Source organism: Micromonospora sp. C81, assembly GCF_018070425.1.
GTDB classification, from domain to species: Bacteria; Actinomycetota; Actinomycetes; order Mycobacteriales; family Micromonosporaceae; genus Micromonospora; species Micromonospora zamorensis.
This window is the reverse complement of sequence record NZ_JAGPXS010000004.1, coordinates 417406-439736: the sequence shown is the minus strand read 5'-3', so window position 1 is coordinate 439736 and position 22331 is coordinate 417406. Positions and strand designations below refer to the sequence as shown.

The window sequence follows — 22331 nt, the reverse complement described above, 5'->3', positions numbered from 1 at the left end:
AACCGACCGTGAGCGCACCGGGCCGGCAAAAGCGGCGGAACCCCGCCTGTACGATGGCGCGTCGTGGCTGTGCCGGTGGTAGACCCTTCGCTGAATCCCCTGACCGACGCCGACCCGGCCGAGGCCGAGTCGACACGGCGGCCTCGACGCCGCCCGGCCCGAGCCGACCTGCTGGCCCTCGGAGCCTATGTCCTGCTGGGCGTCTTCGTCTGCCTCAACTACTGGGGTGACGTCACCGGCCGGGTCTCCTCGCACCTGCCCACCGACCACAGCTGGTTCGAGTGGCTGTTCGCGCACGGCGCGTACTCGGTGCGGCACCTGGAGAACCCGCTGTTCACGGCCCAGCAGAACGCCCCGGACGGGGTGAACATGATGGCCAACACCTCGCTGCTCGGGGTGACAGTGCCGCTGGCCCCGCTGACCATGCTGCTCGGCCCGCAGGTGATGTACGCGCTCTACCTCGGTGCGGCGCTGGCCGCCACCGCCGGCACCGGCTACTGGATGCTCTCCCGCCACCTGGTGCGCTCCCGGGCGGCGGCCTTCGTCGGCGGCGCGTTCCTCGGCTTCGCGCCGGGAATCATCCACCACGCCAACGGCCAGCCCAACTTCGTGTCCAACTTCCTGCTGCCGCTGATCGTGGTGCGGGTGCTGCGCCTCGGCGAGCCCGGCCGGTGGCGGCGCAACGGGTTGGTGCTCGGGGCGCTGGTGACGTACCAGATCTTCATCAACGAGGAGATGCTGCTGCTCACCGCGCTGGCCTGCCTGGTCGTCGTGCTGGCGTACGCCGTGCAGCGCCCGACGGCCACCCGGGCCGTCGCTGGCACGTTCCTGGCCGGGCTCGGCGTCGCTGGCGGGGTGGCCCTGGTGCTCGCCGCGTACCCGATCTGGTTCCAGTTCAACGGACCGCAGTCCTACCGGGGCCTGCAGGGTGGCGTCTTCCACAACTGGGGCGAGGACCTGGTCGCCTTCGTCACCTTCGCCCGGGACACCTGGGCCGGCGACCCGGCAGTGGAGAAGACGATCGGGTTGACCGAGCAGAACACCTGGTTCGGCTGGCCCCTGGTGCTGCTCTCGGTGGTCGCCCTGGTGCTGCTCGTACGCCGATCGTTGCCGGCCCGGATCGCCGCCGTACTGATCGTCGTCTTCACAGTGGCGTCGATCGGGCCCCGGGTGCGGTTCAACGGCGTCGAGACCGGGGTGCGCGGCCCGTGGTCGTACGTGCCGGACGACCTGCCGCTGGTCGAGATGATGATGCCGACCCGGTTGACGCTGGTGGTGGCCGCCGCGGTGGGCGTACTGCTCGCGCTGACCTGGGACGCCGCGCACCGCCAGGGGCGCCCGGTGGTCGACCAGTCGCGGGTGCCGGCCCAGCGCGTCGGGGAGGCGGCCCCGGCGACGTCCGACGAGCCGAGCCCGCCCGCGCCGGTCGCGGTGGGCCGCCGGTGGCTGCGCCCGGTGGGGTACGCGGCTGTCGCCCTCGCCGTTCTGCCGCTCTTTCCCCGACCGCTGCCCGCCCAGCAGATCGACCCGCCACCGCACTTCATCAGCGCGGGCGGCTGGCGGCCGTACGTGCCGGCGGGTCGAACCCTGGTGCCGGTGCCGATCCCGAGCAACGTGCACGGCCTGCCGACGCTGCGGTGGAGTGCGCTGACCGGGCAGGAGTTCCCCGTCCCGGGCGGCTACTTCATCGGGCCGAACGAGCTGGGCGAGGGTGTCTTCGGCGCGCCGAACCGGCCCACCAGCACCCTCATCTACTCCACGATGGACGCCGGCGCGGTCCCGGTGCTCACCGACGAGAACCGCCGCCAGGCCGTCGAGGACCTGCGGTTCTGGCGGGCCTCGGTGGTGGTGCTCGGGGCGCATCCCCGCGAGGCGGTGCTGCGTGAGCTGGTCACCGGCCTGATCGGGCCGCCCCAGCGGGTCGACGACGTCTGGGTCTGGGACGTCCGCACCCTGGTGAGCTGATCAGTCGACCTGGTTCCGGACGTCCCACATCCAGCCGCCGTCGACCGGGCGGCCCGGGCCGAGCAGGTCGTCGACGGTCCGACGGACCGGGTCGCCGTTGGTCAGCTGGCCGAGCACCACCACGGCGGCCCGCCAGTGCCGCAGGTCCTCGACGGCCTGGCGGCGGTCGGCGTCGGTGAGCACCGGCGCCGTGCCGGTCTCGGCGACCCGCCGCAGCAGCACCGACGTTGGGCGGTCGGAAGCGCCCCAGCGGGCCGCCGGGTCGTCCGGGCCGCTCGGTCCGATGAAGTAACCGCCCGGCGTGGGAAACGCCAGACCGGTACGGGCGGACCAGAACATCGCCGGGCTCTGCGCCGCGCCGGTGACCGGCGGAACGGCGACCACTGTCCGGCCGGGCGGCACCAGCGGACGCCACCCGCCGTCGGCGACGAACCCCGGCACCGGCGTGACCGGCACCACCCGGATCGGCGTCGGGACCAGCGGCAGCAACGCGGCGGCCACCGCGCCGGCCCAGAGCAGCCGCACCGGCAGCCCGGGTGCGGTCGACAGCCGGCGCGCCGCCCGCACCCGCTCCAGGGAGAGCGCCACCAGCACACCCAGCACCGGTACGCAGACCAGCGCGAACCGGGCCGGCACCGCGAGGTCGAGCAGGGGCAGCCCGGCGACCAGCCGGTACGGCCCCGGAATGCCGGTGGCCGTGCCGTCGACCCGCAGCTCGGTGCCGAGGGAGAGCAGCGCGAACACCAGCCCACAGCCGGCCAGCGCGCGGACCAGCGGCCGTCGCCACAGCCAGATCACGATCACCACGGCGAGCACCAGCAGCCCCGGGCCGAAGAAGGAGTTCTCCTCGGTCGGGTTCGGCGCGAGCAGGCCCGGCAGCCAGTCGTCGCCGAGCACGGTCTGCCGGGCCGACGCGGTGAACGACGCGGCGTCCAACTGGAAGGCGTGCGTGGCGAACGCCATCCCGGAGTAGTGCTGCGGGCCGTGGAACTGGAACCACAGCGGGTATGCCAGTGGCACCGCCGCCACCCCGGCCGCCACCGCCAGCCGGCCGAGGAGGGCCGGGGCGAGTTGCCGGGCGGCCACCCGGTCGGCGAGCGCGTAGCCCAGCGCGAACACCCCCGCCGCGAGCGCCAGGAAGACCAGCACCTCCTCACCGATGAAGACCTGCCAGACCAGCAGCAGCCCGAGGACGATGCCGGGCCGCCACACGCCGACGAGCCGGTGCGCCGGGTCCACGGCGGGCCGGAACACCAGGGCGAGGATCGGGGGCACCAGGAACTGCGCGGCGATGTGCAGGTGCGCGCCCGCCTGGGCGATCATTCCCGGGGCGAAGCCGCAGATCAGCCCACCGACCGCGGCGGCGGAACGAGTGGTGACCAGCCGGCGGCGCAGCAGCGCGTACCAGGCGGTGGCCGTGCCGGCGAGGCAGCAGACGACCGCCACGCAGAACGCCACCTGCGAGCCGAGGAGCAGGGTGACCGGGGTCAACGGGACACCCAGGCCGAGCACCGAGGTGTTCGCCATCAGGTTGACCCCGTCGGGCGCGTTCAACCCGGCACTGTGGAGGGGGTTGTCCCCCGCGACCACGGCGTGCGCCGCGTGGGCCAGCATCCACTCGAAGAGGATCTGGTCGCCCGCCTGGTGGAACAGCCGACCCGGCTGGCCCCACTGGGCGCTGGTCAGCACCGCGGCCAGGCCCAGATAGCCGACCACCACCAGCAGGTCCCGCAGCCAGACCGGACGGGACGTCGGCACCACCGCCGGGGGCGAGGTGGCCGGGGACGTCGTCCCGGTGGTCATCAGACCGAACGGTCGGTCAGCGCCCGGACGTCCCACACCCAGACGTCCAGCTCCTGGCGGCCGGGGCCGACCAGGTCCTCGACGGTACGCCGCAACGGCTCGGCGTTCTGCTGACGGAGCGGCAGCACAAGGATCGCGGCCCGCCAGTGACGCAGTTCGTCGGCGAAGCGGCGGCGTTGCCGGTCGTCGAGCTTCGGCATCCGCCCGGTGGTCGCCACCTCCTCCAGCATCTGACCCACCCCGCTGGGTCGGCCACCGAACCGACCCGCGTCACCGGTGTTGCCGTTGCGCGGGGCGAGGAAGTAACCGCCGGGGATCTTGAAGTCGAGGTTGGTGGTCGCCGCCCAGCGCATGCCGTGCGTGTTACCCATACTGGGCACCGGGATCGGCACCAGCGTCTGGTCCGGCCCGACGTACGCCCGCCAGCGGTCGGCCGTGATGAAGTCCGGCACCGGCGGTCGGGAGACCATCCGCAGCGGCATCGGAGCGATCGGCAGCAGCGCGAACGCCAGGCCCGCCGCGGTGAGCGTCCGCACGGTGCGCCGGTCGGCCGGTCGCAACGCCCAGGCCCGCTCGACGGCGAGCGCGAGCAGCAGACCGATCACCACACTGGTGATCAGACCGAACCGGGTCGGCACCACCGCGTCCAGCAACGGCAGGTGGACCAGCAACTGCCACGGCCCGCTGACCAGCTCACGGTCCCACCAGGAGACCCGCTCACCGAGCGACAGGACGGCGAAGAACAGGCCGGTCACCGCGAGCGCCCGGACGATCAGCTCCCGGCGCAGCCAGACCACGATGCCGATGGCGAGCATGGACAGGCTCCAGCCGAAGAACGCGTTCTCCTCCGAGTAGTTCGGCGCCAGGTTGATGTTGGCTCGCTGGTTGCCGCCCAGGGTGGGCGAGCCGGGGGCGAAGAAGGCGGCGATGTCGTTGCCGTAGTCCTTCACGGCGTCGCTGAGCCCGTGGTAGGCCATCGGCCCGGCGAACTGCACGTACAGGGGGTACGCCAGCAGCGCCCCGGCCAGCAGCGCGCAGGTCACCACGCCGATTCCGAGCGGTCGCCAGGCCGCCGACCAGCGGGCGGGTTCCTGCGCGAGCACGGCCAGCAGGAACACCCCGCAGGCCAGCGCAGTGAAGAGCAGGATCTCCTCATTGATGAACGCCTGCACGGTGACCAGCAGGGCGAGCAGCGCCCCGTCCCGGACCGGCCGACGGGACCGGGTGAGCACCAGCACCCGCCAGACGATGAACGGCAGCAGGAACTGGCTGATGATGTTCGGGTGCCAGCTGGCATGCGACAGCATCGCGGGTGAGAAGCCGCAGAACCAGCCGCCGACCGCCGCCGCCAGCGGCGTACGCACCAGGTGGCGGGAGAGCATGAGGTACCAGGCCATGGCGGTGCCGGCGAGGCCCAGTGTCACCAGCACCACGAAGGAGACCGCCGGCCCGAAGAGCAGCGTCACCGGGACCATCGGGATGCCCAGCGCCAGCACGGCCGTGTTGGCCATCAGGTTGACGCCGTCGGGGTAGTTGAACTGCTCGGTGTAGAACGGGTACTCGCCGTGCAGCACCACGCGCACCGAGTGGGCGAGGAAGAACTGCACCTGGGCCGGGTCACCGGTGTAGAGCGAGGCCACCCGACCGGACGGGTCCAGCCAGATCCGACTGGTCACCCAGAGCGCGGCGAGCAGGAACAGGCCACCCACCGCGAGGTGTTGCCGACGCCGGGTCCAGCGACGCCACCGCGCCCGCGTCGGTACGACCTCCGCGCCGTCGGCCACCGCCACGTCCTCCGCCGGCGCGTGCGGGGCCGCTGGCGCTGCGGGCTCGGACGGCGTCGCGGGGTCGGACGGCGCGTCCGGGTCCGTCGGTGCTTCGGGCTCGGCCGGGGCTTCGGCGGGGGCGGTGGCGGCGAAGAGGCCGCCCGGTGTGCGGTAGCTCACCATCTCGTCGGGGCCGGTTGCGGCCTCCGGGTGCGGCGCGGGCAGGGCGCGGGACTCGGCAGGCGTCACAGTCGGCGGAGTCTACCTGAGCAACGAAAACGCACTAAAGCCCCGGTGACGTCCATTGTGGTGGGCCTGACGGCGACCACCTGGGGTCCCGCACCGGACATCTCGTACTATGGCGCTTTCCGACAGCGACGGCGAGGCGATCGGGGGCGGACCAGGTGACTCCAGGCCGTCGGCACGGCAGGGCGCTTCCCGTCCTGCTCAGCGCGCTGCTGGCCGCCACGGCCTGCGGTCCGGTGGCCGAGAGGAAGCCGCAGGATCTGCGGGTCGGCTACGACAGCCTGGACGGCGCGTTGGTCGTGTGGCCGCCCCGGGGCGACCTCTCGGGGGACGCCACGGCGACGGCAGCGGTCACCAGGACGGTCCGCGACTGGCGGTCACCGGCCGATGACCGCGCGCACCTGCCCTCGTCCGGCATCCTCTTCTCCGGCCGGGTCGACGGCGCGCCGGTGGCACTCGTGGCCGCCGACGTGCCCGGCGAGAGCGCCTCCTGGCTGCTGCAACTCACCCGTGACGGCGACCGGTACGCGGTGACCCGCGCCACCGAGTACACCGACCCGGGCTACCTCGTCTACTCCGACGTTCTGCCGGTGCAGACCGCCGCCGGCCGCCGCTACCTGGTCTCGGCGCGGGTGCAGACGCTGGTCGGGCCACAGGATCGGACGTTGCCCGTCACGGACGGCCTCAGCGCGCCGGTCGACGTGCCGTCCTGCACGGCTGTCGGAGTGACAGCGACCCTGCGGACCACCGAGTCGCTGCCCCGCGGGCGGGCCGCGGACCGGCTGCTCGACCTGGGCACCGGCACCGTCGACCCGCGCTATCCGCTGGTCCGCGACGAGTCCGGCACCGGCCGGAGGGCGCTCACCGGGCTGGACACCTGCGTGCTGGGCGGTGACCGGGGCCCGTTCGGCAGCATCCCCCGCCGGATCGGCGACCGGGACGCGCCGCGCTCGGTGCCGACGTCCTGGCCGATGGCGAAACTAACCGTCCGCTCGCTCGGCGAGGTCGCCCTCGGCGGTGGTGAGGCAGCCGAGTTGCAGCAGCTCAGCTGGGACACCGACGCCGGCGCGATGACCGCTGTGGTCTACCGACCGGCCGACGGGAGCGCGCCCGTCGTCTCACCCGCCGACCGGGCCACCCCGTTGCAGGCGTACCAGTTGCCGGTGCCCGGCCAGCCGATCGTGGTGCTGAGCTGGCGAGCCACCCGGGACAGCTCCCTGTCCGTTCCGCCGGGCACTCCCCTGCTGGTCGAGCGCCCTGGCCTGGCGGTCATCCCCGGCCCGTCCCGTTCCCAGACCTACAGCCTCGCCAACACCGACAAGACCCACTACCGCTCGGTGAAGCCAACCAACTGACCCGCTCGTGGGAACGACGACGGCGGGCGTCCCCGGGAGGGGGTGCCCGCCGTCGTCGTTTCGTCAGTTCTGCGCGGCCGCGTCGCTGGGGGTGAGGCGGTCCGGGGTGGCGTCCAGGCCGGAGATCCAGCCGGTCACGTTGCGCGCCACGTCCTGGGCGGTCAGGCCCAGGTCCGCGAGGATCTGCGCGCGGGTGCCGTGCGGGTGCCACTCGGCCGGTACGCCCAGGTCCTTGAGCGGCACCCGGACGTCGGCGTCGCGCATGGCCTGGGCGAGCGCGTCGCCCACCCCGCCGACCCGGACCCCGTCCTCGACGCTGACCACGAGCCGGTGGCGGGCGGCCAGGTCGACCAGCTCCGCCGGGACCGGACGCACCCAGCGGGGGTCGACGACGGTGACGCCGTAGCCCTGCTCGGCGACCCGGGCGGCCACCTCCATGCCCAGCTGGCCGAACGAGCCGACAGCGACCAGCAGCACGTCGGTACGCGCCGACTCGGCCAACACGTCGACCGGGCCCACCCGGCGCAGCGCTGGCAGGTCCGCGGCGACCGCGCCGGTCGGGAAGCGCACCACGGTGGGGCCGTCGTCGATGGCCACCGCCTCGCGCAGCTCCTCCCGCAGCGTGGCGGCGTCTCGGGGAGCGGCGATCCGCAGCCCGGGCACCACCCCGAAGACCGACATGTCCCAGATGCCGTAGTGGCTGGGGCCGTCCGGGCCGGTGATGCCCGCCCGGTCCAGCACGAAGGTCACCGGCAGTTTGTGCATCGCCACGTCCAGCAGGACCTGGTCGAAGGCGCGGTTGAGGAAGGTGGCGTAGACCGCGACCACCGGGTGCAGACCGCCGAGCGCCAACCCGGCCGCCGAGGTGGCGGCGTGCTGCTCGGCGATGCCCACGTCGTACACCCGCTCGGGGTACTTGCGGGCCAGCTTGGCGATGCCGGTCGGCTCGGCCATCGCGGCGGTGATGCCCACCACGTCCGGCCGCTCGTCGGCGACGGCCAGCAGCTCGTCGGCGAAGACGTGCGTCCACTTCACCGACGGGGCGGCCAGCAGCGCGCCGGTCTCGACGTCGAAGGCGCTACTCGGGCCGTGCAGGCAGTCCGCCTCGTCCTCCTCGGCCGGGCGGTAGCCGTAGCCCTTGCGGGTGACCGCGTGCACGATCACCGGGCCGCCGAAGTTCTTCGCCGCGCGCAGCGCCGCCTCGACGGCTGCCACGTCGTGCCCGTCCACCGGGCCCACGTACTTGATGCCCAGGTCCTCGAACATGGCCTGCGGGGCGACCGCGTCCTTGATGCCCTTCTTGACCGCGTGCAGCACCTCGTACATCGGCTTGCCGACCAGCGGCGTGGAGCCGAGGGCGTCCTTGACGGTGTCGAGGACCTTCTCGTAGCCGGGGTTGAGCCGCAGCGAGGAGAGGTGGTCGGCCAGCCCGCCGATGGTCGGCGAGTAGGACCGGCCGTTGTCGTTGACCACGATCACGAGGGAGTTGCCGGCGGTGGCGATGTTGTTCAGCGCCTCCCAGCACATGCCACCGGTGAGCGCGCCGTCGCCGACCACGGCCACGACGCTGCGGGCCTCACCACGCAGCGCGTACGCCTTGGCGAGGCCGTCGGCGTAGGAGAGCGCGGTGGAGGCGTGCGAGTTCTCGATGAGGTCGTGCTCGCTCTCCGCCTGGCTGGGGTAGCCGGAGAGGCCACCGCGCTGACGGAGCTTGTCGAAGCCGGCCTGGCGCCCGGTGAGGATCTTGTGCACGTACGCCTGGTGGCCGGTGTCGAACAGGAGCCGGTCCCGGGGCGAGTCGAAGACGCGGTGCATGGCCAGCGTCAGCTCGACCACACCGAGGTTGGGCCCGACGTGCCCGCCGGTGCGGGAGACCTTGGCGATCAGGAAGTCCCGGATCTCGGCGGCGAGGACGTCCAGCTCCTCGCCCGACATCCGCTTGACGTCCTGCGGACCGCGTACCGTCCCCAGCAGCCGGCCGTGGTTGGCCGTGTCCTCTTCAACACTCATGACCGGAGAGTCTATCGGCCGCCCGGTACTCCGCAGCCTGGGCCGAGAGGCCCGGGCCGTGCTGGTCGGCTGAGCCCCTGGTCAGAGCGCGATCCGCGGCGGGAGCAGCAGCCCCACCTGCTCGACGTGCTGTGTCATCGGGAACAGGTCGAAGCCCCGCAGCGCCGCCAGCCGCCAACCGAGCTCGGTGAAGGTGCGGACGTCCCGGGCGAAGGCCGCCGGGTCACAGGCCACGTACGCGACCGCTCGCGGGCCGGCGGCGACGATGTCACGCACCACCTGGGCGCCCGCGCCGGAGCGCGGCGGGTCGAGCACCACCACGTCGACCGGGCCGGTGATCCGTCGGCGGGTCAGCGCGGTCTCCACCCGGGCGGCGACCACCTCGACCTGGGGCAGGTCGGCCAGGTTGGCCCGGGCCGCGTCCACCCCGTCCCGGCTCGACTCGACCAGGGTGATCCGGGCGTCGCCGACCCGTCCGGCGAGGGCCGCGGCGAACAGCCCAGCGCCGCCGTAGAGGTCCCATCCGGTCTCGCCCGGCTGTGGGTCCAGCAGGTCCAGCACCGCCGCGCAGAGGGTGTCCGCCGCAGCCGGGTGCACCTGCCAGAACGCCGACGCGGGCAGCGCCCAGTCCCGTCCGGCGGCCACCTCGCGGACCTCGGCCGGCCCGCTCACCAGGGTGGGCACCCCGTCGCGGATCTCCGTGACGGTCACGTCCCCGCCGGTGCTGGCGATCGTCTCGACCCCCTCGGCGGCCGGCCAGCGCTCGGTGAGCACCGGCAGCTGCTGGATGGCCGGGTGGGCGATCCGGCAGCGGTCGATCGGCACCACCTCGTGCGACCGGTGCTTGAGCAGACCGGCCCGGTCCGCGGCGTCCACGGCGTACCGGACCCGGGAGCGCCAGCCGAGCAGCCCGCCGGGCAGCGCCTCGACCCGGACGCCGAGCTTGTCCAGCTCGGCGTCGGTCAGCCCGCCGAGGCGGACCAGCTGCTCGCGCACCACTGCGGTCTTCCAGGCCAGTTGCGCGTCCGGGGCGACGTGTTGCAGGTCGCAGCCGCCACACGCGCCCGGCCTGGCGTACGGGCAGGGCGGCTCGACCCGGTCCGGTGAGGGGTCCAGCACCGTCACCGCGTCGGCCCGGACGAACCCCCGGTGCACCTCGGTGACCTCGGCGATGACCCGTTCACCGGGCAGCGCGTGCCGGACGAAGACGACCTGCCCGTCCACCCGTGCCACGCAGTGCCCGCCGGGGGCGACCGCGTCGACGGTCAGCTCGACCCGTTCCGCCTCGGCCAGCCCACGCTCGGGTGCCGGTGGCACCGGGGTTGTTGCGGTTAGCTGCCCGCCCGACTCAGTCACGGCCGTTTCCTTCCGTTGCGCGGTCCGCCGGGCCGCCCTCACCGGGCGGCGGCGGAGAAACCACCGGCGGTGCGGAGACCAGCGGCGGCACGGTGCCGCGCGGCCCCCGTGCCGGTGTCCGGGACAGTGTGGCGTCCAGCCGGTCCAGGTTCTTGCTCGCTGTCGACGCGAGCTGCCACGGCACGCTGACCACCATCACCCCCGGTTCGAAGAGCAGTCGGCCCTTGAGGCGCAGGGCGCTCTGGTTGTGCAGCAGGTTCTCCCACCAGCGGCCGACCACGTACTCCGGGATGAAGACGGTGACCACGTCGCGGGGTGACTTGCGGCGGGTGGAGGCGACGAAGTCCAGGATCGGGCGGGTGATCTCACGGTACGGCGAGTCGATCACGGTGAGCGGGATGGCCATCTCCCGCCGCTCCCAGTCGGCCTGCAGGTCCCGGGTGTCCTTGTCGTCCACGTTGACGGTCACTGCGGTCAGCGTGTCCGGCCGGGTGGCCCGGGCGTAGGCGATGGCCCGCAGCGTCGGCTGGTGCAGTTTGCTGACCAGCACGATCGCGTGGTTGCGGGCGGGCAGCGTGGCCCGGCCCTCGTCCGGCGGGGTCAGCTCGACGGCGATCCGGTCGTAGTGCCGGCGGATGGCCAGCATCAGCACGTAGATCACCGCCATCGCGGCGATCGCGATCCAGGCGCCGAGCAGGAACTTCGTGACCAGGACGATCACCAGCACCGTGCCGGTCAGGCCCATGCCGAACGTGTTGATCGCCCGGGACCGGTACATCTTGCGGCGCGCCTCCGGGTCCCGCTCGGTCCGCAGGTGCCGGTTCCAGTGCCGGATCATGCCGGCCTGGGAGACGGTGAACGAGACGAAGACCCCGACGATGTAGAGCTGGATCAGCTTCGTCACCTCGGCCTGGAAGCCGACGATCAGCACGATCGCGAAGAGGGCGAGGAAGGTGATGCCGTTGGAGAACGCCAGCCGGTCGCCGCGGGTGTGGAACTGGCGGGGCAGGTAGCGGTCCTGCGCGAGGATCGAGCCGAGCACCGGGAACCCGTTGAACGCGGTGTTCGCGGCCAGGAACAGGATCAGGGCGGTCACCCCGGCCAGCACGTAGAGCAGGATCGACCCGGACCCGAAGACCGTCTCACCGAGCTGGGTGGTGACGGTCTTCTGCACGTACCCCTCAGGGCCGGAGACGATCTGCAGGGCCGGGTCCTCGACAAACTGCAGGTGGGTCAGCCGGGCCAGCCAGATGATCCCGACCAGCATGCTCACCGAGATGGTGCCGAGCAGCAACAGGGTGGTGGCGGCATTGCGGCTCTTCGGGGCCTTGAACGCCGGCACACCGTTGGAGATCGCCTCCACGCCGGTGAGCGCGGCGGCGCCCGAGCTGAACGTCCGCAGCAGCAGGAAGATGAGCGCGAACCCGGTCACGCTGTGCTCGGCCTGGATCACCAGGTCGGCGCTCGGTGCACGGAGGTCGTCGCCCAGCACGAAGACCCGGAACAGCCCGGTGAGCAGCATCCCGAGCATCACGATCACGAAACCGTAGGTGGGGATGGCGAACGCCGTGCCCGACTCGCGCAGCCCGCGCAGGTTGACAGCGGTCAGCAGCACCACCGCGATCACCGCGATCAGGACCTTGTGGGTGGCCACGAACGGCACCACCGAGCCGAGGTTGGCCACCCCGGAGGAGACCGACACCGCCACCGTGAGCACGTAGTCGACCAGCAGCGCACTGGCCACCCCGACGCCGAACTTCGGGCCCAGGTTGACAGTGGCCACCTCGTAGTCGCCACCGCCGGACGGGTAGGCGTACACGTTCTGCCGGTAGCTGGCCACCACGGTGAGCATCACCACGACCACTGCCAGCGCGATCCATGGAGAGAACAGGAACGCCGAGGCGCCGGCGATGGAGAGGGTGAGCAGGATCTCGTCGGGCGCGTACGCGACGCTGGACAGCGCGTCGGAGGCGAACACGGGCAGCGCGATGCGCTTCGGCAGGAGGGTGTGCTGAAGCCGGTCGGACCGGAACGGTCGACCGAGGAGGAGCCGCTTCAGCAGCGAGGTGGGACTGGCCACGAACGCCAAGGGTACGACCACCAAGGCGGGGGCGCGGGGGTGGGCGATCACGGCTGCTCACGACGACGGGGGTACGGTCGGTCCCCGCTTCCCGCCGGGACGTGGCAGGCTCGCACTCGGAGGCCACCGGAAGCGGGGGTGGTACGCACCTTGGGAGGGACAGCGTGCACGTCGTGATCATGGGATGTGGCCGGGTCGGGTCGACCCTCGCCCACAGCCTGGAGTCCCGAGGACACTCGGTGGCGGTGATCGACCAGGACGCCGACGCGTTCCGCCGGCTCGGCCCCGACTTCGCCGGGATCACGGTGACCGGGGCCGGCTTCGACGGCGAAGTTCTCCGACAGGCCGGCATCGAGCGCGCGGACGCCTTCGCGGCGGTGTCGAGCGGCGACAACTCCAACATCATCTCGGCGCGGCTGGCCCGCGAGACGTTCGGCGTGTCCCGGGTCGCCGCCCGCATCTACGACCAGCGCAGGGCGCAGGTCTACGAGCGGCTGGGCATCCCCACCGTCGCGACAGTGCGCTGGACTGCCGACCGGATGCTGCGGCACCTGGTGCCGGAGGGCAACGTGGAGATCTTCCGCGACCCCACGAGCACCGTGTCGATCGTCGAGGTGCCGGTCCACAAGGACTGGATCGGCCGGTCGTTGCGCACACTGGAGGAGGCGTCCGGCGCACGGGTCGCCTACCTGATCCGCTTCGGCATCGGCACGCTGCCCACCGGCTCCACCGTCGTACAGGAGGGTGACCAGGTGTTCATGCTGGTCAGCGATGACATCGTGGCGACGGTCACGTCGGTGGCGGCGGCGCCGCCGGAAGGGGGGCACTGAGCCATGCGGGTCGCCATCGCGGGCGCGGGCAACGTGGGCCGCTCGATCGCCCAGGAGCTGATCGACAACGGCCACCAGGTGATGCTGATCGAACGCCAGCCCAAGATGCTGCGCCCGGACCGGGTGCCGGCGGCCGAGTGGGTGCTCGCCGACGCGTGCGAGGTGGCCAGCCTGGAGGAGGCCAACATCGCCGGGTGCGACGTGGTGGTCGCGGCGACCGGCGACGACAAGACCAACCTGGTGCTGTCGCTGCTGGCCAAGACCGAGTTCGCGGTGCCGCGCGTGGTGGCCCGGGTCAACCGGGCCGAGAACGAGTGGCTGTTCACCGAACAGTGGGGCGTCGACGTCGCGGTGAGCAAGCCGCGGGTGATGGCCGCGCTGGTCGAGGAGGCCGTCACCGTCGGCGACCTGGTCCGGCTGATGACCTTCCGCCAGGGTGAGGCGAACCTGGTCGAGATCACTCTGCCGCCGACCGCGCCCTACGTCGGTCAGCCGATCCACGCCGTGCCGCTGCCGCGCGACTCCGCGCTGGTGGCGATCCTGCGCGGCAAGCGGGTCCTGGTGCCCAGCCCGGACGACCCGATCGAGGCCGGCGACGAGCTGATCTTCGTCTGCACCGCCGAGGTGGAGGACCAGGTCCGCGCGGTGATCCTCGGGCCGGACAGCGTCGAGCGGACCCGCGGCTCACGCTGAGCCGGCAGACCGTTCGGTCAGGCGCCGGGCAGCGGGGTCGGCGACGACTCCCGGGTGACCCGGCGCACCGTCCAGACCGTGATCAGCAGCAGCAGCGCGTACGGCGGGTAGCCCAGCGCCAGCCGGGCCACGCCCAGCGCGGTGTCCTGATGGGCCAGGTAGAGCCCTGCCTGCACGCCCACCTTGGCCAACCAGACCACGCCCCAGAGCACGGTGAGCTGGGTGAAGGTGCGCACCAGCTTCGGGTCGGTGCGCCATTCCGAGCGGCCCTTGGCGACCAGCACCGACCAGATCCAGCCCACCAGCGGCTGCCGGATCGCCGCCGAGATCAGCAGGGCGACGCCGTACCCGATGCCGTAGAGGATGCCGGGAAGGTAGAAATCGCGCTCGTCGCCGGTGCGCCAGGCGATGGCCGCGCCGACGCCGACGCCGAACAGCCCGTTGATGGCATGCCGGATCGGCCGACGCTGGGCCAGCCGCAGCCCGGCGATCAGCAGCGCGACGGAGACCGAGGCGATCACCGCCGGTCGCAGCTCGCCGATGACGTTGGCGAGAACGAAGACCACGACCGGGATGCTCGACTCGACCAGGCCCCGCCAGCCGCCGAGCTGGTCGGCCATCTGCTCGGCGATCGTCGGCAGCGGCTCCTCCTCCGGAGGGCCGGTCTCCGGCTGCGCCGCCCGGTGCTGTCCCGTCGTCATCGCCGGCCTTCCGTCCGCAACGCCGTCACTTCGGCGAGTCCAGCTCGTAGTAGGGGTTGTAGATGACCTTGCGCTCGTCGCGCACCGCCACCCGGCCACGGGCGGTCAGGTGCCGGCCCGGCTCGATCCCGGCGATGTGCCGTCGACCCAACCAGACCAGGGTGACCACGTCGCTGCCGTCATACAGGTCGGCCTCCAGGGTGGGCAGGTTGGTGCGCGGCGTGTAGACCACCGTGCGCAGCCGACCAGCGACCGACACCAGCTGACCCCGGGAGCACTGCTGTGCCGGGATCCCGCCGCACTGGGCGCTCTCGCGCCGCAGCTCCTGCGCGTCTATCTCGGCCTCGCTGGCGGTGAACCGTTGCAGGATGCGCCGCAGCGACACCCGGCCCTCGTCGGTCGTCATGACCTCCGCGTCACCCTCTCCACGCTCGCCGTCCCCGGCCGGCACCGGCGGCGCCGGAACCGTGCCGCCAGCGTACGCCGACGGGGCTGGTTCCGGCGGGCCGGTGCGCGCGGGTCAGACCTGGCGCGGCTCGGCGGCGGCGGCGCCCGCCTCGGCCTCGGCCTGGTCGGCGATCTCGCGGGGCAGCCGCAGCGGCAGCGGCTCACGGACCGGCTTGGCCTCCTGGCCACGGTCGACCACCAGGCCGTCCAGGCACTCCACCAGCGGCCCGGCCACGGCCGGGTTGGTGGCCACCGGGCCCTGGAACACGCCGCGGACCATCCAGCGCGGCCCGTCGATGCCGACGAACCGCAGGTTCGTCGGGCCGTCCGGGGTGTTCACCTGGGCGTGCAGCTCCGGGCCGTACTCGCCCTCGACCTCCTGAGCGCTCGCGCCGTCGCGCAGCAGGGACTGCCGGATCTCCTCGCGCACCTCGCCCCAGATCCCCTCGGACCGGGGGGCGGCGAAGACGCCCAGCTGGAGTGCGTTGTCGCCATGCACCAGCACCACCTGCTGGACCACACCCTGCGGGTCGGCCTGCACCCGCACCTCGACGTCGGCGATCGCCGGGATGTGCAGGCTGCCCAGGTCGAGTCGCTGCACGTCGTCGTAGCTCTCGGAGATGTCGTACGGGCCGCGCTCCAACGTCGGCGCCGCATCGCCCTGGTCGGGGACCTGGGTGGCCCGCTCGTCACGGGTCTGCCGCTCGGCGTCGGCCCGCTTTCGGGAGAAGATCACTGCGCCTGCCCTCCGCTGTTCACACTCACCCTGCCACCTCTTCCGTCTGCCCGCGGCCCGGCTCGTCTGGCCGCCGCTCGACCCGGTCCTGGCCCGTCGGCGACGGCACCAGCCCGGCGTGCCCGCCGGTCGACCCGTGCCCGCCGACCCCACGCCGGGACGTGGGCAGCTCGACCACCGGCTCGAACCGCACCCGTGCGACCTGCTGGACCACGAGCTGCGCGATCCGGTCGCCGCGGGAGATCTTCGCCGGCACATCCCGATCATGATTGATCAGGTTGACCAGGATCTCACCCCGGTAGCCGGCGTCGACCGTACCGGGCGCGTTGAGCACCGTCACGCCGAGCCTGGCCGCCAGACCGGAACGGGGATGGACCAGACCCACGTACCCCTCCGGCAGCGCGATGGCCACGCCGGTGGGCACCAGGGCACGGCCACCGGGCGGCAGTTCCACGTCCGCGGCCGCCACCAGGTCGGCCCCGGCGTCGCCGGGATGGGCGTACGTGGGCAGCGGCAGCTCGGAGTCGAGCAGCTGCACGGGCACGGGTACGACGTCGGTCACGGGTCCCCTCTTCCGTCCGGTTCTCGGGGTGACCCTGCCATCCTGCCGGTTCGCCGAGCCGCCGTGCGCCGTACCCTCGCAGGAGTGAGCATGTCGCCGTCTCCCTCCGCCGATCAGCCGCCGGTCGACGCCCGCCCGGCGTACGCCGAACGGTTGGATCTGCCCTGGTGGTTGTGGCTGGCCGGGCTGGTGGCCGCCGCGCTGCTGGCCGTCGAGATCTGGATGGGCGCCGCCGGCGTGCGCGCCTGGCTGCCGTTCGTCGTGCTGCTGCCCCTCACCGCGGCAGGGCTGTGGTGGCTCGGCCGGATCCGGATCGGGGTCGCCGATTCCGAGCTGCGGGTGGACGACGCCCGCCTGCCGGTCCGCTTCGTGGCCGACGTGGTGCCGCTGGACGTGGCCGGCCGCCGTGAGGTGCTCGGGGTCGGCGCGGACCCGCTCGCCTTCGTGGTGCAGCGGCCGTGGATCGGCGGCGCCGTGCAGGTGGTGCTCGACGACCCGGCCGATCCGACCCCGTTCTGGGTGGTGAGCACGCGGCACCCCGTCGAGCTGGCGGAGGCGGTGCTGGCCGAGCGGGACGCTCTGGCGCTCTCCCAACCCACCACGGGTGAGCAGGGCTGATCCGACGCCGCCGACCCGGTCAGGTGCCGGTCGGTGGGCCGGGCAGGGCCGCCGGTGGCGCGGGTCGGGCGATGCCCCGCCGGCGCAGGTCCACCTGAAGCTGCTCGGCCATCTGCTGGGTGGCCCGGCGGTTGAGGAAGCTGGCCACAGCCGCGCCGGTCAGGAACGGTCCGAGTGTGGTGAGGTTGCGACCGAAACGCCGCAGCAGCATGTCCCGCAGTTCCTTGCGGGCCGCGGTGCCGAGCACCGCGCCCACCCCCACGCCGGGCACCATCGGGTTGACCCCACGCTGGGTGGCCCAGGAGTGCACCAGGGCGACCGCCCGTTGGCTGCCGCCCTCCGGTAGCGCCACGCCGTGGACCTCGTGCAGCTCACCGACCAGTTTCAGTTCCACCGACACCACGGCGACGGTCTCGGCGGCGAGCAGCACCGGCGCGGAGAGCAGGGTCGGGGCGACCGTCCACTCGACGGCGGCGACTCCCCCGCCGGCCGCGCCGATCGCGGCGGTGGCCCGGGACGCGTTGCGGATGAGCCGGTCGGCCAGCGCGGCGTCGTCCAGGCCGGGGAAATGGCGGCGCAGGGTGGCCAGGTCCCGCACCGGGATGTGCGGGGCGACCTCGGTGACGGTGTCGACCATCCAGCGCACGGCGGCACGGGGCTTGAACAGGTCGGAGATGCCCCGGGCGCGGGCTTGCCCGACCATTCGGGTCAGCAGTTGGCGGCGACGGGCCGGAGCGAGGTCGTCCGCGGTCAACGCCGCGACGGTGGCGCCGAGGTCGTCCGTGCCGCCGGTGGCACCAACGCTGCCCGTGCCATCGTCGGTGGTGCCGCCTCGATCGCTCATCGGACCTCCCGGTGCTGTGGCTACCCGCTACGAGTCAAGCAGGTACCCACTACCGGCGCACGCCTACACCAGCAGCGGCGGCCCCGTTCAGGAGGCCGCCGCCGGTGTCGTGGTTGTCAGACGCACTCGCGGCAGATCAACTCGCCGTTACGCTCGACTGCCAGCTGGCTACGGTGATGTACCAGGAAGCAGCGGGCGCACCGGAACTCGTCCTGCTGCATCGGAAGCACCTTGACCGTGAGCTCCTCGTCGGCCAGATCGGCACCGGGCAGCTCGAAGCTCTCGGCCACCTCGGCCTCGTCGACGTCCACCGCGCCCGACTGTGAGTCGACGCGCCGTGCCTTGAGCTCTTCCAGGCTGTCCTCGCCGAGGTCGACCTCGTCGCGACGCGGGGCGTCGTAGTCGGTGGCCATCGGTTTCACTCTCCCATATCGATGTTGTCGCTTCCGGTTGTAACGCCGGACGACGCTGTTTCGGTTCCGCTGGCCGGCCACCACTTGTGTCGGGCACCCGACCCGAGGACCGAACGGGTCGAGCTCGCTGGGGCGACTCCCCTGCGAGCGCGGAACCTTACCCCCCCTTGGGCGAGGCATGTATACCGCCCTTGCGGCTGAGATGTACGCCCCCGCACGCGAAGTTGTTCCCAATGTGATTCAGGCGACACGAAGATAGGGGTAGTAGTACCCGGTTCGCGGTCGGCGCGCCGGCATGTCGGGCTGTTTCCACGCGACGGCCGGACAACCGTTAACCTCAGCGGCGTATTCGACGGCCGGCGGCCAGTCTGATCGTTGCCGGCTGCCGCCACCCACCTGAGGTCCCGGGAGTGCCCAGATGAGTTTTGCGCGAGTGCGAGCACTCGTCGTCGTCGGCCTGCTCGGGGTGCTGGCCCTGGCGTTCGTGGTCACCGCGATCATCCGGGACACCCAGGGGAAGGCGGGCACGGCCGAGGGCTGCCCGGAGGGTTGGCCGCTGGCCGACGTGACACTGCACGAACCCAAGGACGTCAAGATCAACGTGTTCAACACGACCGAAGAGCCCGGCCGGGCCGGCAGCGTCGCGGACGACTTCCGCAACCGCAAGTTCCAGGTGAAGAAGGTCGGCAACGACCCCAAGGAGATCGACGACGTGGCAGTGCTGCGCTACGGCCCGAAGGGCGTCGGCTCCGCGCACCTGCTGCAGGCGTACTTCCTCAACAACGCCGTGCCGGGCTACGACCCGAAGCGCACCGACGACGTCGTGGACGTGGTGCTGGGCAACGGCTTCCAGCAGCTCGCCACCACGACCGAGGTCAACCAGTCCCTCGGCGACATCGGCGCGCCACGGGCACCCAAGGGCTCCTGCCCGTCCCCCGTCGCCAAGTGACGGCCTGACCGCCCTGACGGCCGCTCAGGGCCCGCCAGCGGCATCCAGCTCGGCCAGCCGGTCGTGCAGCGGCCCGAAGAGCGCGGGCGGGGCCGCGACCACCAGATCGGGCCCCGGCGGCCCACCGGCCAGGCCGGCGACACGCACGCCCGCCTCGGCGGCCACCAGCCCGCCGGCCGCCAGGTCCCAGGCCGCGAGGCCCTTCTCGAAGTACGCGTCGAGCCGACCCTCCGCGACCAGGCAGAGATCCAGCGCGGCGGCACCGAGCCGACGGATGTCCCGGACGTGTGCGATCAGCCCAGCCACCACCTGGGCCTGGTGCGTGCGGCGTCCGGCGTCGTAGCCGAAGCCGGTGCCGACCAACGCCTGCCCCAGGTCAGTCTCGCCGGAGCAGCGCAACCGGACACCGTCGCGCCAGGCCCCGCCCCCGACCGTGGCCGTCCACTCCTCGCCGGTGCTCACGTTGCGCACCACGCCGGCGACCACCACCCCGTCCACCTCGGCGGCCAGCGACACCGCGCTGTACGGCAGCCCGTAGAGGTAGTTGACGGTGCCGTCGATCGGGTCGATGATCCAGCGCACCCCGCCCGGCGCGACCGGCCCGGTGTCCCGAATGCCGTATTCTTCGCCGAGCACCGCGTCGTCCGGCCGCAACTGCTTCAGCGTGTCGAGCACCTGCCGTTCGACCGCCCGGTCCGCCGCGGTGACCACGTCGGTGACAGTGCTCTTGGTCGCCGCCACCGAGACACCCTCGACCCGCATCCGGTACGCGGTGGCCGCCGCATCGCGCGCGACGCCCAGCGCGACCGCCAAAAGTTCCCGAGGTGACGGCGCCGAACGGTCCATCCCAACGTCCCCTTCCACGCGACCGGGGCGTTCCGCGCCCCGCGCGAGTATCATCCTTACAAAGTCCACATCAGCGCCGAATCGGCGGTCCCACCGCCGTTAAGCAGTGCGGCGCAGGAAGATCGCGGCAGACGGCGTTACAATTCACCCCTGCCCACGCGCCACGGACCGCCGACCATCGGCCGGTCCGGGACACGGGGGTCCCTCAACCACACTGCCCGGCCCGGTTGCCCCACGCTGTGCCGGACAACCCGGCCGTGCCCGCTCTTCGCCTCCGGAAGGTCATTCGTGACAGAACCCCGCCAGACCGGCGCCGACGTTCGCTCGCTCACCGACACCCTGATCGCCCACGCGCAGAGCGCCGGTGGTCAGCTCACGTCGGCCCAGCTCGCGCGCACCGTCGAGTCCGCCGAGGTGACTCCGGCCCAGGCCAAGAAGATTCTGCGGGCGCTCTCCGAGGCGGGAGTGACCGTGGTGGTGGACGGCTCGGCGAGCACCCGCCGCCGCGTCGCCGCGGCCCGTTCGACCACGCCGGCGTCCCGGGCCACCACTGCCAAGACCACCAAGAAGGCCGCGGCGCCCGCCCCGAAGCAGGCGCCCGCCTCCGACGACGCGCCGTCCGCGCCTGCCCCGCGCAAGGTGGCCGCCCGCAAGGCCACCCCCGCCGAGGGCGGTGCGACGCCGGCGAAGGCCACCAAGTCGACCCGGGCCACCAAGGCCACGGTCGCCGCCGCTGGCGCCAAGGCCGGCACCAAGGCCAAGGGCGAGGGCGCCGAGGGTGAGATCGACCCGGAGGAGCTGGCCGCCGCCATCGAGGACGTGGTGGTCGAGGAGCCGGCCGAGCTGGCCCAGGCCGCCGAGACCGACGCCGCCGCCTCGGCGACCGACAACGACTTCGAGTGGGACGACGAGGAGTCCGAGGCCCTCAAGCAGGCCCGGCGCGACGCCGAGCTGACCGCCTCGGCCGACTCGGTCCGTGCATACCTGAAGCAGATCGGCAAGGTTCCGCTGCTCAACGCCGAGCAGGAGGTGGAGCTGGCCAAGCGGATCGAGGCCGGGCTCTACGCCGCCGAGCGGCTGCGCGCGGCCGACGAGGGCGAGGAGAAGCTCGTCCGGGACATGGTCCGTGACCTGGGCTGGATCTCCCGTGACGGCGAGCGGGCCAAGAACCACCTCCTGGAGGCAAACCTCCGACTGGTGGTGTCGCTGGCCAAGAGGTACACGGGCCGTGGCATGGCGTTCCTCGACCTGATCCAGGAGGGCAACCTCGGCCTGATCCGCGCGGTGGAGAAGTTCGACTACACCAAGGGCTACAAGTTCTCCACGTACGCCACCTGGTGGATCCGGCAGGCGATCACCCGCGCGATGGCCGACCAGGCCCGCACCATCCGCATCCCGGTGCACATGGTCGAGGTCATCAACAAGCTTGGCCGCATACAGCGTGAGCTGCTCCAGGACCTGGGCCGCGAGCCCACTCCGGAGGAGCTGGCCAAGGAGATGGACATCACACCCGAGAAGGTGCTGGAGATCCAGCAGTACGCTCGGGAGCCCATCTCACTGGACCAGACCATCGGCGACGAGGGCGACAGCCAACTCGGTGACTTCATCGAGGACTCCGAGGCCGTGGTCGCGGTGGACGCGGTTTCGTTCTCGCTCCTGCAGGACCAGCTCCAGCAGGTGCTGCAGACGCTCTCCGAGCGTGAGGCGGGTGTGGTACGCCTGCGCTTCGGCCTGACCGACGGTCAGCCGCGGACGCTGGACGAGATCGGCCAGGTCTACGGGGTGACCCGGGAGCGGATCCGGCAGATCGAGTCCAAGACGATGTCCAAACTGCGTCACCCGTCCCGGTCGCAGGTCCTCCGGGATTACCTGGACTGAGCGGGTTTCGTCAACCGAACGTGTCGTTTTGACCACCTGGTGTGCAACACCAGATGGTGATCGTCCGGATGCACGAATGTGATCGTTGACGTGGCACCCTGGGTGCACGGCACACTGTCCCTGCCAGGTGTGACCTCGGTCCCCCGCGGGCACACAGGGAAGGCAGTGCCTAGTAAGGGTGTTGCACCATAGGTGAGCAACGACCGAAGAGATTGTTCATCGGTGACGACCAG

General features: G+C 72.3%; 19 protein-coding genes. 7 read left to right on the top strand and 12 right to left on the bottom strand.

Annotation, left to right across the window (positions count from 1 at the left end):
- Window positions 1-75 precede the first annotated feature (75 nt).
- A complete protein-coding gene (locus KBX46_RS10765; RefSeq protein ID WP_210792397.1) occupies window positions 76-1965 on the top strand; it encodes a hypothetical protein in 1890 nt (629 codons plus the stop codon).
- On the opposite strand, the gene KBX46_RS10760 is transcribed toward KBX46_RS10765, so the two are convergent.
- Window positions 1966-3768: a hypothetical protein gene (locus KBX46_RS10760; protein WP_210792323.1), complete on the bottom strand. Its 1803-nt coding sequence runs from the start codon at window positions 3766-3768 to the stop codon at window positions 1966-1968. It abuts the gene before it with no gap.
- Window positions 3768-5717 (bottom strand): hypothetical protein, encoded by a 1950-nt coding sequence (locus KBX46_RS10755; RefSeq protein ID WP_210792395.1) that lies wholly within the window; start codon window positions 5715-5717, stop codon window positions 3768-3770. Before KBX46_RS10755 ends, KBX46_RS10760 begins: the two co-directional genes overlap by 1 nt.
- A gap of 221 nt (window positions 5718-5938) precedes the next feature.
- On the opposite strand from KBX46_RS10755, the gene KBX46_RS10750 reads away from it, so the two are divergent.
- Complete coding sequence (locus KBX46_RS10750) at window positions 5939-7135, top strand: hypothetical protein (RefSeq protein WP_210792321.1); 1197 nt, start codon at window positions 5939-5941, stop codon at window positions 7133-7135.
- A gap of 63 nt (window positions 7136-7198) precedes the next feature.
- Here the strand turns inward: KBX46_RS10750 and dxs are convergent, their stop codons facing one another.
- The 3 genes from dxs to KBX46_RS10735 form a co-directional block, all read right to left on the bottom strand.
- Window positions 7199-9145, bottom strand: coding sequence for a 1-deoxy-D-xylulose-5-phosphate synthase (dxs, locus tag KBX46_RS10745; protein WP_210792319.1), 1947 nt, complete (start codon window positions 9143-9145; stop codon window positions 7199-7201).
- A gap of 81 nt (window positions 9146-9226) precedes the next feature.
- Window positions 9227-10462 carry a class I SAM-dependent RNA methyltransferase gene (locus tag KBX46_RS10740; protein WP_210792393.1) on the bottom strand — a complete coding sequence of 412 codons (1236 nt, stop codon included), beginning with the start codon at window positions 10460-10462 and terminating at the stop codon, window positions 9227-9229.
- Window positions 10463-10493: 31 nt separating this feature from the next.
- Window positions 10494-12581, bottom strand: coding sequence for an APC family permease (locus tag KBX46_RS10735; RefSeq protein ID WP_088951537.1), 2088 nt, complete (start codon window positions 12579-12581; stop codon window positions 10494-10496).
- Window positions 12582-12745: 164 nt separating this feature from the next.
- Here KBX46_RS10735 and KBX46_RS10730 point away from each other — a divergent pair, with 164 nt between their 5' ends.
- Both KBX46_RS10730 and KBX46_RS10725 read left to right on the top strand, forming a co-directional pair.
- The gene (locus tag KBX46_RS10730) at window positions 12746-13411 is read left to right on the top strand and encodes a TrkA family potassium uptake protein (RefSeq protein WP_088946812.1); all 666 of its coding nucleotides are present in this window, start codon (window positions 12746-12748) and stop codon (window positions 13409-13411) included.
- Between the two features lie 3 nt (window positions 13412-13414).
- On the top strand, window positions 13415-14104 hold the full coding sequence (locus tag KBX46_RS10725) for a TrkA family potassium uptake protein (protein ID WP_088946811.1): 690 nt from the start codon (window positions 13415-13417) through the stop codon (window positions 14102-14104).
- A 17-nt stretch (window positions 14105-14121) separates the two neighbouring features.
- Here KBX46_RS10725 and KBX46_RS10720 read toward each other — a convergent pair whose 3' ends face one another.
- The 4 genes from KBX46_RS10720 to dut form a co-directional block, all read right to left on the bottom strand.
- Window positions 14122-14805: a DUF3159 domain-containing protein gene (locus KBX46_RS10720; protein ID WP_088946810.1), complete on the bottom strand. Its 684-nt coding sequence runs from the start codon at window positions 14803-14805 to the stop codon at window positions 14122-14124.
- A gap of 25 nt (window positions 14806-14830) precedes the next feature.
- Window positions 14831-15211, bottom strand: a complete 381-nt coding sequence (locus KBX46_RS10715) for an OB-fold nucleic acid binding domain-containing protein (RefSeq protein ID WP_088951536.1) — start codon at window positions 15209-15211, stop codon at window positions 14831-14833.
- 114 nt (window positions 15212-15325) lie between these two features.
- Complete coding sequence (locus KBX46_RS10710) at window positions 15326-15988, bottom strand: DUF3710 domain-containing protein (RefSeq protein WP_210792317.1); 663 nt, start codon at window positions 15986-15988, stop codon at window positions 15326-15328.
- Window positions 15989-16013: 25 nt separating this feature from the next.
- Window positions 16014-16550, bottom strand: a complete 537-nt coding sequence (dut, locus tag KBX46_RS10705; protein WP_210792315.1) for a dUTP diphosphatase — start codon at window positions 16548-16550, stop codon at window positions 16014-16016.
- Window positions 16551-16640: 90 nt separating this feature from the next.
- On the opposite strand from dut, the gene KBX46_RS10700 reads away from it, so the two are divergent.
- Window positions 16641-17168, top strand: a complete 528-nt coding sequence (locus KBX46_RS10700) for a DUF3093 domain-containing protein (protein WP_210792313.1) — start codon at window positions 16641-16643, stop codon at window positions 17166-17168.
- A 19-nt stretch (window positions 17169-17187) separates the two neighbouring features.
- Here KBX46_RS10700 and KBX46_RS10695 read toward each other — a convergent pair whose 3' ends face one another.
- Together KBX46_RS10695 and KBX46_RS10690 are read right to left on the bottom strand one after the other, a co-directional pair.
- Window positions 17188-18012, bottom strand: coding sequence for a hypothetical protein (locus KBX46_RS10695; RefSeq protein ID WP_088946806.1), 825 nt, complete (start codon window positions 18010-18012; stop codon window positions 17188-17190).
- 116 nt (window positions 18013-18128) lie between these two features.
- Window positions 18129-18425, bottom strand: a complete 297-nt coding sequence (locus KBX46_RS10690; RefSeq protein WP_007075406.1) for a DUF4193 domain-containing protein — start codon at window positions 18423-18425, stop codon at window positions 18129-18131.
- Between the two features lie 433 nt (window positions 18426-18858).
- On the opposite strand from KBX46_RS10690, the gene KBX46_RS10685 reads away from it, so the two are divergent.
- Window positions 18859-19374 (top strand): LytR C-terminal domain-containing protein, encoded by a 516-nt coding sequence (locus tag KBX46_RS10685; protein ID WP_210792392.1) that lies wholly within the window; start codon window positions 18859-18861, stop codon window positions 19372-19374.
- Between the two features lie 24 nt (window positions 19375-19398).
- On the opposite strand, the gene KBX46_RS10680 is transcribed toward KBX46_RS10685, so the two are convergent.
- The gene (locus KBX46_RS10680; protein ID WP_210792306.1) at window positions 19399-20220 is read right to left on the bottom strand and encodes an inositol monophosphatase family protein; all 822 of its coding nucleotides are present in this window, start codon (window positions 20218-20220) and stop codon (window positions 19399-19401) included.
- Between the two features lie 288 nt (window positions 20221-20508).
- Between KBX46_RS10680 and KBX46_RS10675 the strand changes: the two genes are divergently transcribed.
- Window positions 20509-22098: an RNA polymerase sigma factor gene (locus KBX46_RS10675; RefSeq protein WP_141908338.1), complete on the top strand. Its 1590-nt coding sequence runs from the start codon at window positions 20509-20511 to the stop codon at window positions 22096-22098.
- The last annotated feature ends 233 nt before the right edge of the window (window positions 22099-22331 follow it).

Excerpts from the sequence above, each read along its gene's own strand:
- KBX46_RS10700 (WP_210792313.1), top strand. The coding sequence starts at position 16,641 with ATGTCGCCGTCTCCCTCCGCCGATCAGCCGCCGGTCGACGCCCGCCCG.
- KBX46_RS10760 (WP_210792323.1), bottom strand. The coding sequence starts at position 3,768 with ATGACCACCGGGACGACGTCCCCGGCCACCTCGCCCCCGGCGGTGGTG.
- KBX46_RS10695 (WP_088946806.1), bottom strand. The coding sequence starts at position 18,012 with ATGAGCGATCGAGGCGGCACCACCGACGATGGCACGGGCAGCGTTGGT.
- KBX46_RS10755 (WP_210792395.1), bottom strand. The coding sequence starts at position 5,717 with ATGGTGAGCTACCGCACACCGGGCGGCCTCTTCGCCGCCACCGCCCCC.
- KBX46_RS10715 (WP_088951536.1), bottom strand. The coding sequence starts at position 15,211 with ATGACGACCGACGAGGGCCGGGTGTCGCTGCGGCGCATCCTGCAACGG.
- KBX46_RS10720 (WP_088946810.1), bottom strand. The coding sequence starts at position 14,805 with ATGACGACGGGACAGCACCGGGCGGCGCAGCCGGAGACCGGCCCTCCG.
- KBX46_RS10725 (WP_088946811.1), top strand. The coding sequence starts at position 13,415 with ATGCGGGTCGCCATCGCGGGCGCGGGCAACGTGGGCCGCTCGATCGCC.
- KBX46_RS10690 (WP_007075406.1), bottom strand. The coding sequence starts at position 18,425 with ATGGCCACCGACTACGACGCCCCGCGTCGCGACGAGGTCGACCTCGGC.
- KBX46_RS10680 (WP_210792306.1), bottom strand. The coding sequence starts at position 20,220 with ATGGACCGTTCGGCGCCGTCACCTCGGGAACTTTTGGCGGTCGCGCTG.
- dxs (WP_210792319.1), bottom strand. The coding sequence starts at position 9,145 with ATGAGTGTTGAAGAGGACACGGCCAACCACGGCCGGCTGCTGGGGACG.